This is a genomic window from Arthrobacter sp. sptzw32 (genome assembly GCF_059089735.1).
Genome location: NZ_JBNHEZ010000002.1, coordinates 1 through 15,443 on the forward strand (window position 1 = coordinate 1; position 15,443 = coordinate 15,443).

At 65.7% G+C, this 15,443-nt stretch carries 16 protein-coding genes and 2 tRNA genes; 9 read left to right on the plus strand and 9 right to left on the minus strand.

The window, feature by feature from the left end; genetic code table 11:
• Positions 1–493, minus strand: a 493-nt coding sequence (locus AC5RVN_RS03470; protein ID WP_494137095.1) for a TIM barrel protein, incomplete at its 3' end; no start/stop codon positions are given.
• A gap of 136 nt (positions 494–629) precedes the next feature.
• Between AC5RVN_RS03470 and AC5RVN_RS03475 the strand changes: the two genes are divergently transcribed.
• Positions 630–1,859 (plus strand): ROK family protein, encoded by a 1,230-nt coding sequence (locus AC5RVN_RS03475; RefSeq protein WP_494137096.1) that lies wholly within the window; start codon positions 630–632, stop codon positions 1,857–1,859.
• A gap of 102 nt (positions 1,860–1,961) precedes the next feature.
• On the opposite strand, the gene AC5RVN_RS03480 is transcribed toward AC5RVN_RS03475, so the two are convergent.
• Positions 1,962–2,034: transfer RNA gene (locus AC5RVN_RS03480), tRNA-Arg, on the minus strand.
• A 212-nt stretch (positions 2,035–2,246) separates the two neighbouring features.
• On the opposite strand from AC5RVN_RS03480, the gene AC5RVN_RS03485 reads away from it, so the two are divergent.
• Positions 2,247–2,810 carry a single-stranded DNA-binding protein gene (locus tag AC5RVN_RS03485; protein ID WP_494137097.1) on the plus strand — a complete coding sequence of 188 codons (564 nt, stop codon included), beginning with the start codon at positions 2,247–2,249 and terminating at the stop codon, positions 2,808–2,810.
• Here the strand turns inward: AC5RVN_RS03485 and AC5RVN_RS03490 are convergent.
• On the minus strand, positions 2,807–2,932 hold the full coding sequence (locus AC5RVN_RS03490) for a hypothetical protein (RefSeq protein ID WP_494137098.1): 126 nt from the start codon (positions 2,930–2,932) through the stop codon (positions 2,807–2,809). The genes AC5RVN_RS03485 and AC5RVN_RS03490 overlap by 4 nt on opposite strands.
• Between AC5RVN_RS03490 and AC5RVN_RS03495 the strand changes: the two genes are divergently transcribed.
• Positions 2,931–3,521, plus strand: a complete 591-nt coding sequence (locus AC5RVN_RS03495; RefSeq protein WP_494137099.1) for a DUF6993 domain-containing protein — start codon at positions 2,931–2,933, stop codon at positions 3,519–3,521. The genes AC5RVN_RS03490 and AC5RVN_RS03495 overlap by 2 nt on opposite strands.
• Before the next feature lie 52 nt (positions 3,522–3,573).
• On the plus strand, positions 3,574–5,256 hold the full coding sequence (gene ettA, locus AC5RVN_RS03500; RefSeq protein ID WP_494039910.1) for an energy-dependent translational throttle protein EttA: 1,683 nt from the start codon (positions 3,574–3,576) through the stop codon (positions 5,254–5,256).
• A gap of 182 nt (positions 5,257–5,438) precedes the next feature.
• Here ettA and AC5RVN_RS03505 read toward each other — a convergent pair whose 3' ends face one another.
• Positions 5,439–6,419, minus strand: coding sequence for an acyl-CoA thioesterase (locus AC5RVN_RS03505; protein ID WP_494137100.1), 981 nt, complete (start codon positions 6,417–6,419; stop codon positions 5,439–5,441).
• Between the two features lie 63 nt (positions 6,420–6,482).
• Here AC5RVN_RS03505 and AC5RVN_RS03510 point away from each other — a divergent pair, with 63 nt between their 5' ends.
• A complete protein-coding gene (locus AC5RVN_RS03510) occupies positions 6,483–7,142 on the plus strand; it encodes a DUF8185 domain-containing protein (protein ID WP_494137101.1) in 660 nt (219 codons plus the stop codon).
• Between the two features lie 45 nt (positions 7,143–7,187).
• On the opposite strand, the gene AC5RVN_RS03515 is transcribed toward AC5RVN_RS03510, so the two are convergent.
• Positions 7,188–7,637, minus strand: coding sequence for a globin (locus tag AC5RVN_RS03515; protein ID WP_494137102.1), 450 nt, complete (start codon positions 7,635–7,637; stop codon positions 7,188–7,190).
• 3 nt (positions 7,638–7,640) lie between these two features.
• Complete coding sequence (locus tag AC5RVN_RS03520) at positions 7,641–8,327, minus strand: mechanosensitive ion channel family protein (protein ID WP_494137103.1); 687 nt, start codon at positions 8,325–8,327, stop codon at positions 7,641–7,643.
• A 117-nt stretch (positions 8,328–8,444) separates the two neighbouring features.
• Here AC5RVN_RS03520 and AC5RVN_RS03525 point away from each other — a divergent pair, with 117 nt between their 5' ends.
• The gene (locus AC5RVN_RS03525; protein ID WP_494137104.1) at positions 8,445–9,443 is read left to right on the plus strand and encodes an NAD-dependent epimerase/dehydratase family protein; all 999 of its coding nucleotides are present in this window, start codon (positions 8,445–8,447) and stop codon (positions 9,441–9,443) included.
• Between the two features lie 26 nt (positions 9,444–9,469).
• Here AC5RVN_RS03525 and AC5RVN_RS03530 read toward each other — a convergent pair whose 3' ends face one another.
• Both AC5RVN_RS03530 and pepN read right to left on the minus strand, forming a co-directional pair.
• Positions 9,470–9,943, minus strand: a complete 474-nt coding sequence (locus tag AC5RVN_RS03530; protein ID WP_494039904.1) for an OsmC family protein — start codon at positions 9,941–9,943, stop codon at positions 9,470–9,472.
• A complete protein-coding gene (pepN, locus tag AC5RVN_RS03535; protein WP_494137105.1) occupies positions 9,940–12,519 on the minus strand; it encodes an aminopeptidase N in 2,580 nt (859 codons plus the stop codon). The genes AC5RVN_RS03530 and pepN overlap by 4 nt, the downstream gene beginning before the upstream one ends.
• Before the next feature lie 168 nt (positions 12,520–12,687).
• Between pepN and AC5RVN_RS03540 the strand changes: the two genes are divergently transcribed.
• From AC5RVN_RS03540 to AC5RVN_RS03550, 3 genes are all read left to right on the plus strand, one after another.
• Positions 12,688–13,704 (plus strand): hypothetical protein, encoded by a 1,017-nt coding sequence (locus tag AC5RVN_RS03540; RefSeq protein WP_494039902.1) that lies wholly within the window; start codon positions 12,688–12,690, stop codon positions 13,702–13,704.
• Positions 13,705–13,782: 78 nt separating this feature from the next.
• Positions 13,783–14,277 carry a ribose-5-phosphate isomerase gene (locus AC5RVN_RS03545; RefSeq protein ID WP_494039901.1) on the plus strand — a complete coding sequence of 165 codons (495 nt, stop codon included), beginning with the start codon at positions 13,783–13,785 and terminating at the stop codon, positions 14,275–14,277.
• Positions 14,277–15,221 (plus strand): Fpg/Nei family DNA glycosylase, encoded by a 945-nt coding sequence (locus AC5RVN_RS03550; protein WP_494104893.1) that lies wholly within the window; start codon positions 14,277–14,279, stop codon positions 15,219–15,221. The genes AC5RVN_RS03545 and AC5RVN_RS03550 overlap by 1 nt, the downstream gene beginning before the upstream one ends.
• Positions 15,222–15,288: 67 nt before the next feature.
• On the opposite strand, the gene AC5RVN_RS03555 is transcribed toward AC5RVN_RS03550, so the two are convergent.
• Positions 15,289–15,362 (minus strand) — tRNA-Gly (locus AC5RVN_RS03555).
• Positions 15,363–15,443 lie beyond the last annotated feature (81 nt).

Below are 15,443 nucleotides of genomic sequence, written 5' to 3' on the forward strand. Positions count from 1 at the left end.
CGGTGTCCACACCCTCGCGCATCCGGTCCAGGGCCGCGGCGAGGTCCTTGGACCCGTCGTATTCGCTGCCTTCACGCCCGCCCCACATCACGAACGTCTCGGCGCCGAACTCCGCGGCCGAATCGATGTTCCGCAAAACCTTGGACAGGGCAAAGCGGCGGATGGAACGGTCATTGGAGGTGAACCCGCCGTCCTTGAACACCGGGTGGCTGAACAGGTTCGTGGTCACCATCGGGACCTTCAAACCGGTCTCGGCCAGCGCCGCCTTGAAGTTCTTCAGGATCAGCTCCCGCTCCGAGGCCGTGGCCTCAAAGGGAACCAGGTCATTGTCGTGGAACGTGATGCCATACGCGCCCAGCTCAGCGAGCCGGTGCACCGCCTCTACCGGATCCAGCGCCGCACGGGTTGCCACACCAAACGGGTCAGCACCGGTCCAGCCCACAGTCCACAGACCAAAAGTGAACTTATCAGCAGGGGTAGGGGAAAGAGTCATGATGCGTCCTTGCACTCGGTTGCGCCGATTGTCCGGCCAGTTAGTTTATTGCCTGAACTATATAACCATCGGTACGCTAGGGTCAATAGCAAATTGGGAACCCGACAACGGTCCCGTATCGATGAGGGAGACCGGCATGGCGAACACGGCCACAGCGCCTGCACCGTCCAATGCCGCAGCCCCGGGCAGCATGGGAGACGTACGCAGGAGCAACCTTGCCCTGGTCCTCAGCACGGTGGCCGCGTCCTCCACGGCGTCCCACCTCACCCGGGCCCAGATTGCCGCCGCCACCGGGCTGACCAAGGCGTCAGTATCAAGCATTGTCCTGGACCTCCTCGACGCCGGAATCCTGCGGGAATTAGGCCTGAACCCCCAGGGTGAACGGGGCCGGCCGGGCGTGGGGCTGGAAATGAATCCGGCGCGGGGCGTTATGGGCATGGAAATCAACGTTGACTACATTGCCGCGGGCGTTACGGATCTGACCGGAGCCGAAGTGGTTCAGGAGATCCGGGAACTGGATAACCGGGACAGTGCCAGTGGGGCGGTGATGACTGCCCTGGCAGCGGTGGCCGCCGGCGTGCGGAAGGCGGCCTCGGCGAAGGGGGTCGAAATCCTGGGCGGAGGACTCGCGGTTCCTGGACTTGTCGACGACGGGACTTCCACCGTCATCACTGCCCCTAACCTGGGCTGGCGGGACGCAAAGCTTGACGTTGCCGGTTTGCTCCCCGGCCTGCCATTGGGTGTCAGGCTCTTCAATGAAGCCAATGCTGCTGCCCTTGCGGAGTTGGCCCGCGGCGCCAGTGGCAGGAAGGACTTCCTCTTCATCTCCGGCGAAGTGGGCGTCGGCGGCGGGCTGATCATCAGGTCTGAGCTCTTCACCGGCCCGGAAGGGCATGCGGGGGAGGTGGGCCATATAGTTGTCGACCCTGACGGCAGCGCCTGCTCCTGCGGCGGGACAGGCTGCCTGGAGACTGTAGCGGGGCAGGACGCCATTTTTTCAGCGGCGGGCATAGCAGCCAAACGGCAATCGAGGTCGGAAAGCATGTCTGCCCTGACAAAAGCGCTCTCCGCCGGCGAACCCGCCGCGCTGCTGGCCGTCCGGAAAGCCGGGCAGTCCTTGGGCGTGGCCGTTGCGTCCGCATCGCGGGTGGTGGATATCAGGGCGGTGGTGCTCGGTGGGCACTTCGCCGTCCTCGAGCGGTGGCTGCGCCCGCCGCTGCTGGACAGCCTCAGCCGGTATGCGCCGGGGAAGTTTCTGCCCGAGCACATCACCACGGCTGCCGCCGGGGAGAATGGCGCCCTGCTGGGGGCCGCCGGCAGTGTGGTGCGGTCCCTCCTGGAAGCACCGCACCGGCTGCAGTCCTAGCATCGCGCCACCGTTGGCGTGCGCCGCTGACTACGGACCCGGGCAGAACACACAGGAAGCGGCTTTCGCCTGCATCCCGCAGGCCAAAGCCGCTTCTCGAAGTGCCCCAGGAGGGAATCGAACCCCCGACCGGCGGATTAGAAGGCCGCTGCTCTATCCCCTGAGCTACTGAGGCAAATGGCTCCGGAGCTGAAGTCCGGCGCCTCAAAAAGTTTACATTGCCTGGAGTGCAGGTGCCGTCACTGCGTGCAGCGGCGGACTCTTCCTCCACAGGCACACCAGGGGCAGAGTTGTGCACATAGGGAAAGTGCTGCCTCCCGCCGCGCCCGGCGCGGGCGCGATGCTGGTTTTGCCTGCTAAGGCATCACTAGGAGACAGGACGAAGAGATGAGCGACACCATAACGATCCGGGGCTTCGTTGCCACCGAGATCAAGAGCTCCACCACAACGGGGGGAGTGGCCACCGCCTCCTTCCGCATCGGATCCAACTCCCGCCGCTATGACAAGGAATCGGGCACATGGTCGGACGGCCACACGAACTGGTTCCTGGTTCAGGGCTACCGGCACCTGGCGGGAAGCATGGGCTGCAGCATCAGGAAAGGCCAGCCAGTCATTGTGGTGGGGAAGCTGAAGATCCGGAGCTGGGAAAAGGACGGCCGGGTCTACTACTCACACACCATTGACGCTGACGCCGTGGGCCACGATCTCACCTGGGGCACGGCAAATTTCACCCGGTCCTCCACCAAGCCACTCCTCTCGCTTGTGGAACAGGAACCGGGGTTCGAGGCCGATCCCCACCGCAACCCGGACGGTCCCTTCGACCAGCCGGAGGACAACGAAGAAGAGCTTCCCGGCGACGGCGATCCGGCCGCAGCCTACATCGAAGACAGCAACGGCGAGCTGCTCGCGCTGGATCTGGAGACGGGGGAACTGGCCGAATCCGGAGTCTAGGCATTCCCTGTATCAACGTCGCCCTTAAATTCCTGGGCGGGCAGGACCGCGGCACCCCCGGCCACGCCTTGCCCGCCCAGGCCGCGCATCCGCCGCCGGACCGCATGGCAGAATGACACCATGCGGACCACTCCTGACCACCGGCAAGAACGTATGTCAGGTTTATCATCGGCCGCTCCTTCCGCTCCGGTCCTCGCCGCGCGTCCCCTGGTGGCAGCAGTCGCCGGAGCCGCGCTGGCTGCCGTGCTGGCAGGATGCGTGGGCGGGGGGCAGTCGGTCCTCCAACCCGGGGCAACCGAACCAGTGATCGCCGCGCCAACCACCGCCGGCAGTGCCGCAGGCACGGCCGCACCCGGGACAGCGTATACTGAACCACCGGCAGAGAGACCCGGAGGGCAGCGGGCAGCTGACGCAGACGCCGCCGCCACCGAAACGGTCAGGAAAACCGTGACGGATGCCCTTGAACGTCTGGCTGCGGGATCACCGAAGCCGGCCACCGCCCAGGTCACGGACGCCCTGACCGGAGCGGGCATCGCGCCTGCTTCTTTGCAGGTTTCCCAGAGCCGGACCCCCACTGGCCTGGAGGCTGACGCCATCGAAGCCTCGGTGCTGCAGGGCCGGGACTGTGTCATCGGGCAGGTCCGGGAAGGTGCGGTCACGGTGACCGTTCTTCCGGTGCTGGCCAGCGGCAAGTGCTTTGTAGGCTCCTGATCCGGGCGCACCGAATGTGAGATATGCCCGCCAACCCACTAGATTTGGAACCATGGCGGAATTTATCTACACAATGACCAAGGCCCGAAAAGCCGTTGGCGAAAAACTCATTCTGGACGACGTAAGCATGTCCTTCTTTCCCGGCGCCAAGATTGGTGTTGTGGGCCCGAACGGTGCCGGTAAGTCCACCATCCTCAAGATCATGGCAGGGCTGGACACTCCCTCGAATGGCGAGGCCCGGCTCAGCCCCGGCTACACCGTAGGCATTCTCCTCCAGGAACCACCCCTGAACGAAGAAAAAACCGTCCTGGGCAACGTCCAGGAAGGTGTCGGTGAGATCTACGGCAAGATCCAGCGCTTCAACGAAATCTCGGAGGAAATGGCCAGCCCGGATGCTGACTACGACACCCTCCTCGAGGAAATGGGACACCTGCAGGAAGCCATCGACGCCGCGGACGCATGGGACCTGGACTCCCAGCTGGAGCAGGCCATGGACGCGCTCCGTTGCCCTCCGGCCGACGCCGACGTCACCAACCTTTCCGGTGGTGAGCGTCGCCGTGTTGCCCTGTGCAAGCTGCTCCTGCAGAAGCCGGACCTGCTGCTCCTGGACGAGCCCACCAACCACCTGGACGCAGAGAGCGTGCTGTGGCTCGAACAGCACCTTTCCACCTACGCCGGCGCAGTCCTGGCCGTCACCCACGACCGCTACTTCCTGGACCACGTAGCGGAATGGATCGCCGAAGTGGACCGCGGCCACCTGTACCCGTACGAGGGCAACTACTCCACGTACCTGGAGAAGAAGCGTGCGCGCCTGGAGATCCAGGGCAAGAAGGATGCCAAGCAGGCCAAGCGCCTCAGCGAGGAACTTGAGTGGGTGCGCTCCAACGCCAAGGGCCGCCAGACCAAGTCCAAGGCCCGTCTGGCCCGCTACGAGGAGATGGCTGCAGAAGCAGACCGCACCCGCAAGCTGGACTTCGAAGAAATTCAGATCCCGCCGGGACCCCGCCTGGGCGGCCTGGTGCTCGAGGCCAAGAACCTGCAGAAGGGTTTCGAGGACCGGACACTGATCGACGGGCTGACCTTCAGCCTGCCCCGCAACGGCATCGTAGGTGTTATCGGCCCCAACGGCGTCGGCAAGACCACCCTGTTCAAGACCATCGTGGGACTGGAACCGCTGGACGGCGGCGACCTGAAAATCGGTGACTCCGTCAAGATCTCCTACGCCGACCAGAGCCGCGGCGGCATCGACCCCAACAAGACCCTGTGGGAAGTCGTATCGGATGGCCTGGACTTCATCCAGGTAGGCCATGTGGAGATGCCCTCCCGCGCCTATGTCGCCGCTTTCGGCTTCAAGGGCCCGGACCAGCAGAAGAAGGCAGGTGTGCTCTCCGGTGGTGAGCGCAACCGGCTGAATCTTGCGCTGACCCTCAAGCAGGGCGGAAACCTGCTGCTTCTCGATGAGCCCACCAACGACCTTGACGTCGAAACCCTCAGCAGCCTGGAGAATGCCCTGCTGGAATTCCCCGGCTGCGCCGTGGTGGTCTCGCACGACCGCTGGTTCCTGGACCGGGTGGCAACCCACATCCTGGCCTACGAAGGTGACGAGGAAAATCCGTCCAAGTGGTACTGGTTCGAGGGCAACTTCGAATCGTACGAGGAAAACAAGGTGGAGCGCCTTGGCCCGGATGCGGCTAAGCCGCACCGCGTGACGCACCGCCGTCTGACCCGCGACTGACCGTCTCCGGCGCCGGGAACGCAAAAGCGTTACCGGCTACAGGCAGAAACAGGCCGGCACCCACGGGTGCCGGCCTGTTTGCGTTTTACCCGGCCTGTTTGCGGTTCCCCGGACGCAGCCCCCGAAAACTGCCTCTGGCCGAGCGCCGTCTGCACAGCCGGCCGGGACTGAAGACCGGAAGGCTAGCCCCGGCCGGCTTTCCGGATCCGGTGCTCCATCACCTTTGACTGGAATGCACCCGCAACCTTGTTTTTCAGGTCGGTGGGCACACGGACCATCCCTTCCTGTGCCACCGAGGCCACGTGCTGTCCGGCCTGGTTGAAGATTTTGCCGGTTGCGAGCCCGCGCGCACCCTGGGCGCTCGGCGATTCCTGGACGTACAGCAGCCACTCGTCCACCCGCGCGGGACGGTGCCACCACATGGCATGGTCCAGGCTGGCCACGTTCATTCCGGGAGTAATCCAGCTGAGCCCGTGCCGGCGCAGGATGGACTCCAGCAGGGTGTAATCACTGGCGTAAGCCAAGGCGGCGCGGTGCAGGTTGGGGTTGTCCGGCATAGGGCCGAAGGTCTTCATCCACACCGCATTGCGTGCTTCCCTTTCACCTTTTGCCGATACATACAGCGGCGGGTCAACGTGCCGGATGTCGAAGGGCCGCTCATAGGCCCAGTGCCGCGCCACAGGGTGGTCGAACTGGCCCAGCAGGTCGGCCGTGCTGGGCAGTGACTCCGGGTCGGGAATGCCGCCGGGCATTACGGACCCGTGCTCAACGCCTTCGTCCTCGCCTTGGAACGAGGCAATCATCGACAGGATGGGCACGCCTTCCTGGTATGCGTGCACCCGGCGGGCTGAAAAAGACCGGCCGTCGCGGAGGCGCTGGACTCCGAAGGTGATGGGCTTGTTGGCATCCCCGGGGCGGAGGAAGTAACCGTGCATGGAATGGACAAACCGTGCAGGGTCAACGGTCCGGATGGACGCAATCAGTGACTGCGCCAGCACCTGTCCGCCGAAGACCCGGTGGTGGGGCTGCTGCTGGGACGGGCCCAGGAAGATGTCCTCATCGGTCCGGGCGCCCTCCAGCTCGCCAAGGTCAAGCAGGGAGATGAGCGATGAGGTGGGGTCTTCGCTGGGAAGCGCCAGGATTTCGGCGTCGGCTTCAGTCATGGTTTGACTCTAGACGGCGCCCCGGCACCGCTCAACAAAGGTGCAGCCGGTAGTGTTCTTGGTGTGTCTGATCTACTCACCTCCTCCTTCCGGTTCGCTGATCCGCAGGATCTCGCCGACCTGAAAACCTTCGCCACGCGCGCGAAAACCATTAACGACGGCGCCATCCGGCTTCAGGCGGCAGGTTCCGTTCTCGCCGCGTACGTCTGCGTGCTGCGGCCGCGGGTGCTTGGTGAATCGACCCCCACCATCCTGGGACTGCGGACCATGGCGCTGGCTGAACCGTCGGGCACCGATGTCACTGTTCCGCTGGCGGCGGTGCTGGACCGCATCGCGCGGGCGGGCCAGGACGACGTCGAGCTGCCGGTGCCGCCGTCCACCGTCACGGAGTCCTGGACCGGTGTCGGGGCCCCCCGCAGCGGGTGGGAACTGCTGGGTTCGCGAAGCGATGCGTCCCTGCGGACGGCTGCAGAAGCAGGGATCGGGGAAGTGGCAGGAATTGTGCCGGAGAAGCCCGGGGCGCTGATCGTCAACAACGCCCGGGCTGCGGTGTGGGGCAGGGAACTCGATAACTCCGGACTGCCGGCCGGCGCCGCCTTTGCCGCCCTGGCCCTTGGTTTCCTTGCGGCCGGCGAACAGAAGCTCTACCGCGCCGGCCGCTGGTTCCGTCTCAGCGGCCCGCGCGGGCACGTCCTGGCGCGGACGGGAAGCGGGCTTCTCTGACGGCAGGGGCGCCGCGCAGGGGCAGCCGCGCCAGCCTGCGACCGGCTAGCCGGCCGGGCTGTTGACCATGGACAGCGCTGCACGCTCCATGTAGTCCCAAAGGGTTCCCTCATACAGCGGCGGCAGTTCGAGTGCGTCCACCGCCGTGCGCATGTGGAAGAGCCAGCGGTCCTTGGCTTCGGGCGTCACCGTGAAGGGCATGTGGCGCATGCGCAGCCGGGGGTGGCCGCGCTCTTCCCCGTAGGTGGTGGGCCCGCCCCAGTACTGTTCCAGGAACATCAGGAACCGCCGTTTGGCCGGGGCCAGGCCCTCTTCCGGGTACATCGGGCGCAGCAGCGGATCCGTTGCGACGCCGTCGTAAAAGACGTCAATCAGTTTAACGAAGGTTTCGTGGCCGCCCACGGCTTCATAAAAGTTGTCGGTGTAGCCGGGCCGGCTGAACGGATCGTTCTGCATCAGCTGGCGGGGCCGCTGCGGTTCGATGGGGATGGTCATTTGCTAGTCTCCGGCCTTTTGGTCAGTCTTTTTGATTTCGGTGCCGTGATCGCTTGCCTGGTCCGTGGTGCCGTCCGGTCCCTCGTGCAGCGGCACGTAGTTGCCCTGGGACCGGTTGCCTACGCGGAGGATCTCCCCGTTGCGCAGGTACCAGATGGCGCCGTCGTCGGACCGCACGCGGGTGATGCGCAGGCCCATGGACTCCACAACACCAACAACTTCGCTGGTTTCGATGACATCGCCGATTCCGTACTGGTCTTCAATGGTAATAAAAATCCCGGCGAGGAAGTCGCGGATCAGCTGTTGGGCGCCGAAACCGATGGCTACACCCAAAATACCCACACTGGTGAGGAGCGGGGCGATGTTGATGTCCAGGTTCTGCAGGACATACATGCTGGTGATGACCACCACCAGCACGCCCACGATGCTGTTCAGCAGCGAACCGATCGTTTCCGCGCGCTGGACCCGCCGTTCATGGTCCAGGGCGCGCAGTGCCGGCGCCGCCCACTTGAACGTGGGCCGCTTGAAGAAGTTGCTGCCTGCGGCCACGCGGGTGGTGATCCGGGAAATGACAAAGGTGGCAGCCAGCCAGATGGCAACGCCCACCCCGAGGCTGATCACAATGCCCGTGATGCTGATGCCGTCGGGCGCGGTGGCGGCGGAAGGAAGGATCGACAACATGCTGACCATAGGTGGGAAATACTCCTGGGGTTCCCCGGCGGCGCCGGGATAGGGTTCCGGAGCGCCGGTTTCGCCCGGCGCGGAAGGCTCTGTTCTCCTTCAACCCTAGCGCCGTAGCGTGGCTGCATGCGTATTCTTGTGCTCGGCGGGACGGCCTTCCTGTCAGCAGAAATTGTCCGCCAGGCCGTTGCCGGGGGGCATCAGGTCACGTGCCTTGCCCGTGGTTCCGCGGCTGATCCTCCGGAGGGAGCGGCGTGGCTGAAAGCTGACCGCTCTCTCGGTCCCGATGCCTACCGCGGCGTCAAGGGGAAGTGGGATGAGGTCATTGACGTCGCCCGCGATCCGGTGCCCGCAACCGAAGCGCTGGACGCCATCGCCCACCGCACCGCCCACTGGACCTTCGTCTCCAGTTGCTCCGTCTATGCCGACGCATCGGTTCCCGGCGCGGCTGAGGACGCCGGCCTCCTCCCGCCGCTGGCGCCGGGTACTCCTTCGACGCCGGAAACCTACGGTGAGTCCAAAGCCGCCATCGAGCAGTCCACCGTCAGGGCAACGGGCGGAAAAGCGCATGTGTGCCGTGCGGGCCTGATCGGCGGACCGGGTGACGGTTCCGACCGCTACGGGTACTGGCCGGCCCGCTTTGCCCGGGACGGCCGTCCCGCCATCGTCCCTGCCATCAACAGCCACGCCACCCAAGTCATCGATGTACGGGACCTCGCCGCCTGGATCCTGCTCGCGGCAGAACAGGGGACCACTGGAACGCTGAACGCGCTGGGGGACCAGGTACCGTTCGGGGAGTACATCAGAGCGTCCCGGCAGGCGGCGGGCCATGGCGGCGAGGTGGTGCCGGCGGCCGGGGACTGGCTCGTGGACCAGGGCGTCGGCTACTGGGCGGGGCCCGACTCGCTGCCCCTCTGGCTCCCTCCCCGGCATGAGGGGTTTATGGCCAGGAGCAACAAGGCTGCCGTTGATGCCGGCCTGAAGATCCGGCCCTGGCAGGAGACACTCGCCGACGCGCTGGCTGATGAACGCCGCCTCGGACTGAACCGGCCCCGCAAGGCGGGCCTAACTCCGGAAACGGAAAAGCGGCTGGTTGGGCTCCTGCAGGGCGGACACACAAGCTGACGCCTGGCAGGAGGCCCCGGGCAGTCCTAGGCCGCCACCGTCACCGGCATGTGTTCCACGGGAAAGTTCACGCTGCGGGCAATAAAGCACACCTGGTTGGCTTCATGGTGGAGCTGCGCGGCCATCGCCACGTGCTGTTCGTCTGCCACCGTAACCTGCGGGTGCAGCGTCACCCGTTCGAACTGGCCGCTGCCGTCCCTGTTGAGCTTCATCAGCCCGGCGGCCTCGTCCCGGTAGTCCGTCACCACCACCCCGTGCTTCACCGCCACGTGCAGGAAGGAAAGCATGTGGCACTGCGCCAGGGCGGCGAGAAGCAGCTGCTCCGGGTTGTAGCGCGCCCGGTCGCCGTGGAAGGTGGGATCGGCCGAACCCTTGAGGACCGGCAGTCCGGGAATCAGGATGTCGTGGTCCCGCAGATAGCCGCGGTACGACGACGTCCCTTCCCCCTGGTTGCCCGTCCACTGCACCGTCAACGCATAGTGGTGCTCACCGAAATTCACAGGCCCGGCCCTGCTTCGCCGGGCAGGACATCAGCGGCGCGGGCACGCAGGGCCCTGGCAACGCCGTCGCGATTTTCCAGCATCATCCGGCGCAGGGCGGCGCTGTGGGGCGGAATTAATGCCAGGAAGCCGTCCGTTCGATCAACTGTCGCCTGCGTGGTCAGCAGCGCGGGGTAGAGCCCGACGACGATTTGCTGGGCAAGGGCGTGGGTCCGAGTCTCGACGATGGCGGGCACCGCCTGGAAATACTTTTCCGCGTAGGGCTCCAGCAGCGACCGGTCCAGGACGCGCATAAACCCGCTGACCGCGGAGCCCTGAAGGGCATTGGACAGCTCGCCCTTCACCACGATCGAATCCCAGGCAGCGGCCTTCGCCTCGGGGGTGGGAATTGCAGCTTTGGCCTGCGCGGCGGCGTTCTGTCCGGTGGACGTGTGGTCCCGGGCAAGCTCGGCATCGATGCCGTCCTGGCCCAGGCGGCCGCCCACCACCAGCGACGTCAGGAGTTCCCAGCGCAGGTCCTGGTCAACGGCCAGCCCGTCCAGGACCAGCGAACCGTCGAGGAGACCCGCCACGATGTCCAGCTGGCTTCCGTTGCCAGCCAGCAAGGCGAAGGATTTCACGAACTGCAGCTGGGCGTCCGAGCCGGCGGGTACCTCGGAGGCCAGCTCCCAGAGCCGGTCCGCCGCGGCCGCGGTGGTTGCCTCCCGGTGCTCCTCAGCCACGTAGAAGTTCAGGGTGGTGGCCAGCTGGCGGAGCTGGACAAGGATCACCGAGGAGTCGGACTCGGCGGCCACGTTGGCGAGGACCAGTTCCACGTAACGCCGTGCAGGGGTCTCACCATCCCGGGCGGCGTCCCAGGCGGAGTTCCACACCAGCGTCCGCGGCAGGCTCTGGCTGAAGTCCTTGAGATGGGCGGTGGCGGTGGCAAGGGACCTTTCATCCAGCCGGACCTTGGCGTAGGCAAGGTCGTCGTCGTTCACCAGGATCAGGTCCGGCTGTGCCATCCCCGTCAGGGCAGGCACCTCGGTGCGGACACCGTCCACGTCCAGTTCCTCGCGGTGCACCCGCTCAAGCTTTCCGGCGTCGTTCAGGTTGTAAAACCCCACCGCCAGCCGGTGCGGACGGATGGTGGGCCACTCCTCGACGGCGGACTGCAGGATCGCGAACGAGGTGAGCAGCCCGTCGCTGCCCACTTCCAGGTCCGGCTTGAGGGTGTTGACGCCGGCTGTCTCCAGCCATTGCCGGCCCCAGTCGTCCAGGTCGCGTCCGCTGGCCTTTTCCAGCTCAACCATAAGATCGCTTAACTCGGTGTTCTGCCAGGAATGCTTGGCGAAGTACTCACGGACCCCGGCCATGAACTGCTCCGGTCCCACCCACGCCACCAGCTGGCGGAGGACGGAGGCGCCCTTGGCGTACGTGATGCCGTCGAAGTTCACCTCAACATCCTGGAGGTCGTTGATGTCAGCGAAAATGGGATGGGTGGTGGGCAGCTGGTCCTGGCGGTAGGCCCAGGATTTTTCCACCGACGCGAAGGTGGTCCAGGCGCTGGTGAACTCCGTGGCCTCGACGGCGGCGAGGTGGGACATGTACTCGGCAAAGGACTCGTTGAGCCACAGGTCGTTCCACCAGCGCATGGTCACCAGGTCCCCGAACCACATGTGCGCGAGCTCGTGGAGGACCGTGATGGCCCGGCGTTCGATCTGCGCCCCGGTGACCTTGCTGCGGAAAACGTAGCCTTCGAGGATGGTCACGGCTCCGGCGTTCTCCATAGCGCCGGCGTTGAATTCCGGAACGAAGAGCTGGTCGTACTTCTCGAACGGGTAGGGGCAGCCAAACTGCACCTCAAAGAACTCAAAGCCCTGCCGGGTCAGCTCGAAGATGTTCTCCGCGTCCAGGTACTGCATCAGGGACTTCCGGGTGAAGACCCCCAGCGGAATGACCCGGCCGTCGGAACTCTTCACCTCGCTGCGCACGGACTGGTAGGGACCGGCGATCAGGGCAGTGACGTAGGAGGAGAGCCGCGGAGTGGGGGAGAAGGACCACACGGAGCGGGCACCGCCGTCGTCCGCGGGGGTGGTTTCCACGGGCACCGGCGTGGGAGAGTTGGAGATAATATCCCAGTGCGAGGGCGCGGTGACCGTGAACGTAAAGGCAGCCTTCAGGTCCGGCTGCTCGAACACCGCGAACATCCTGCGTGAATCCGGGACCTCGAACTGCGTATAGAGGTACACCTCGTTGTCCACCGGGTCCACGAAGCGGTGCAGGCCTTCGCCGGTGTTCATGTAGGGCGCATCAGCCACGATGGTGAGCTCGTTGTCCTCCGCGAGATCCGGCAGTTGGATCCGGACGCCGTCCGCCACCGTGTCCGGATCCAGGCTGCGGCCGTTGAGCGTGACACTGTTAACCGCAGCGGTGACGGCGTCGATGAAGGTGGAGGCTCCGGCTTCCGCGCTGAACTTCACGGTGGTGGTGCTGCCAAAGACCTTCCCGCCGCGGGTCAGGTCCAGGCTGACATCGTAGGACTGGACGGTGATCAGTTCGGCACGTTCACGGGCTTCGGCGCGGGTCAGATTCATACCTGGCAAAGTGGGGCCTCCGGAATAATGGCGTCTGCCGGCTGGCGGTGCCCAGCGGCGGCACTGCTCATTCTTGCATTCCTTTACCCCCGAACAGGTAGCGCAGCTCACAGTGGGTACGGAGAGAGGTACCAAGTCAGCGGCCGGCGTCGGGAGTAGCGTTAAATCATGGGGAAGTTCATGGAGTCGGTGGACACCAAGGCCCTGCGCTTTGTCGCGGGGTTCCCGCTGGTGGTCGGGGCCGCGTTCGCAGTGTGTGCTTTTCTGCTTCGGCCGGACCTTCCTGAGCCGCTCGCCATCCGGTGGACGGACGACGGCGGCGCCGCCTTCGCGCCTTTTCCCGCCTATGTCTCGGTGGGCGCCCTGCTGATTGTGGCCGCGGGCTGGCTGGTCCTCTTCCAGGCCCTTCCGCTCAGCCGGCCCGTGCCCATGCGCCGGATCATGATGGGCGCCGGACTTTTCCTGTGCCTCTTCGTCGCCACGGCGCTCGCTGCGGGCCTTGTTGGGCAGACCGGCCTGGCGGACGCCCGGGAGTCCCGGGTGGACCTCACCGTGCTTGCGCTGGGAAGCGGAGCCGCCGTGTCCCTGGGGGTGATTATGGGCTTCGTCTACAAGGCGGACCAGCAGTGGTCGTCCAATGACGACAGGGCCCTCCAGCTTGCCATCGCCAGGGAGCTGGATCCCGATTTGGCACGGGACAGCATCCGGCTTTGGGTCCATGCCCGCAGTTCTGTTTTCGTCATGATCGGCATAGCCTCGCTGTTTCCGGCCGCGTTGATTGCCATCGCCGTGCCCTGGCTTGGGGTGCTGCTCGTGGTCCTGGCCGTTATCGGCGCGGCTTTCCTGTGTGCCAGGATCAAGGCGGACCGGCGGGGCCTGAAAGTCCTGCTGGCCGGCGTCGTCCCCGTCATGGATGTCCCCGCCGGCGCCATCTCGGCAGCCAGCGCAGCGGACGTCCGCGCTGCCGACTACGGCGGGTGGGGCTACCGGCACCACAGTGGAACGGCAGCCATGCTGGTCAGCAGCGGCCCCGCCGTCGTCGTGAAAAAGACCGACGGGCAGAGCCTGGCAGTGAGCAGCGGAAGCGAGGACTCCGCTGCACGGCTCGCCGAAGTCCTGACCCGGGTGGCCGCGAGGGCACACCGCGGAGGCGGTTCGGCCGCGGCCGGCAAGCCCGAGTCCTAGTATTCTTGTGGGTGTTGTTGACCACGGCCCGCACCTTCCGTGCCGGCCGCCAGCGCCCACACCGAACGGATTCTGCTCGTGACTTCTTCCCCTGCCTTCCCGCGGGTCCACATTGCCACCGACCACGCAGGCATGGAACTCAGCGCCCACCTGGTTTCCCACCTCACCGCCAAGGGCTACGAAGTGGTGGACCACGGTCCCAAGGTTTACGACGCTTTGGACGACTACCCGTCGTTCTGCATCAACGCAGCCCTCGCAGTGGTGGCAGACCAGCAGGCCGGCGTGCACGCGCTCGGCATCGTCCTGGGCGGGTCGGGAAACGGCGAGCAGATCGCGGCCAACAAGGTCAAGGGCATCCGGGCAGCCCTGGCATGGAACCACTCCACCGCCACCCTCGCGCGGGAGCATAACGACGCCAACGTGGTGGCCGTGGGCGGCCGCCAGCACACGGTTGAGGAAGCAACGGAGCTGATCGAAGCCTTCCTGGCCGAGCCGTTCAGCAACGATGAACGGCACGTCCGCCGGATTGGCAAAATCGCCGCCTACGAAACTACCGGTGAGGTCATCGAGTAGTGCCGGAAGGGCATACACTGCGGCGCCTGGCGCGGCAGTTCGGGGACGTCTTCGGTGGCCAGCGGCTCTCGGTGTCCAGCCCGCAGGGCAGGTTTACCGGTGGAGCCGCGCTGCTGGACGGGCACACCCTCGTTGCTGCCGAAGCGCACGGAAAACACCTGTTCCTGCATTTTGACCACACGCTGGTGCTGCACGTCCACCTGGGCCTTTACGGGGCCTGGACCTTCGGCGGGGACAGCACGTTTACAGGGTCCTCCAGCATCGGTGCCCCGCGCCGGGTGGGGGAGCAGGAGACCTTCGGGGACGGCGACGGCGGCGATTCCACTGTGTACGCCGGTCCGCCGGCGCCGGTGGGGGCAGTCCGGGTCCGGATTGTCGGCAGCAACGGCTGGGCCGACCTGCGGGGGGCGACCACCTGCGAAACCATCACCGCCGGCGAAGCCGGCGCCGTCCTGGCCCGGCTGGGTCCGGATCCGCTGGTGAACCGGCGGGGGGATGCCGGGCGGTTTGCTGAGACGCTCCGAAGCCGCACAACGCCGGTGGCCGCGCTGCTGATGGACCAGAAGGTCATCGCCGGGGTGGGCAACGTCTACCGGGCGGAGGTCCTCTTCCGGCGGCGGCTCGATCCGTGGCTGCCGGGCACCAACGTCCCTGACGCTGTGGCACGCAGGCTGTGGCGCGACGTCGTCTCCGTCATGAGCGACGGCGTGGCGGACGGGCGGATCATCACTACAACGCCGCGGTACTGGTCCGGAGACGGCAGGACGGCCAGGGCTGCGGCGGAGAATGCCTCGCTCAAGAGCGACACCTTTCCTGCCAGGGAAAACGCCCACTTCGTCTACAAGCGGAACGGCCTGCCCTGCAGGGTATGCGGCACCACCGTGCTGATGGCCGAACTGGTGGCGCGCAAGCTCTACTGGTGCCCGTACTGCCAGCAGTCGTAGGAGCGACAGGCCGGCCGTGGGCCGCGGCGCAACAAAAAGGCCCCTCAGCTGAGGGGCCTTTTACTTGTGGAGGGGACGACGGGAATCGAACCCGCGTAATCAGTTTGGAAGACTGAGGCTTTACCATTAAGCTACGTCCCCGAAAGAAGAACCATCTGCACTGCGTAGAGCCGGCAGGCTGGCAACTCCGGGCTGGCTGTTCAAGCCGGATATAACTAAACC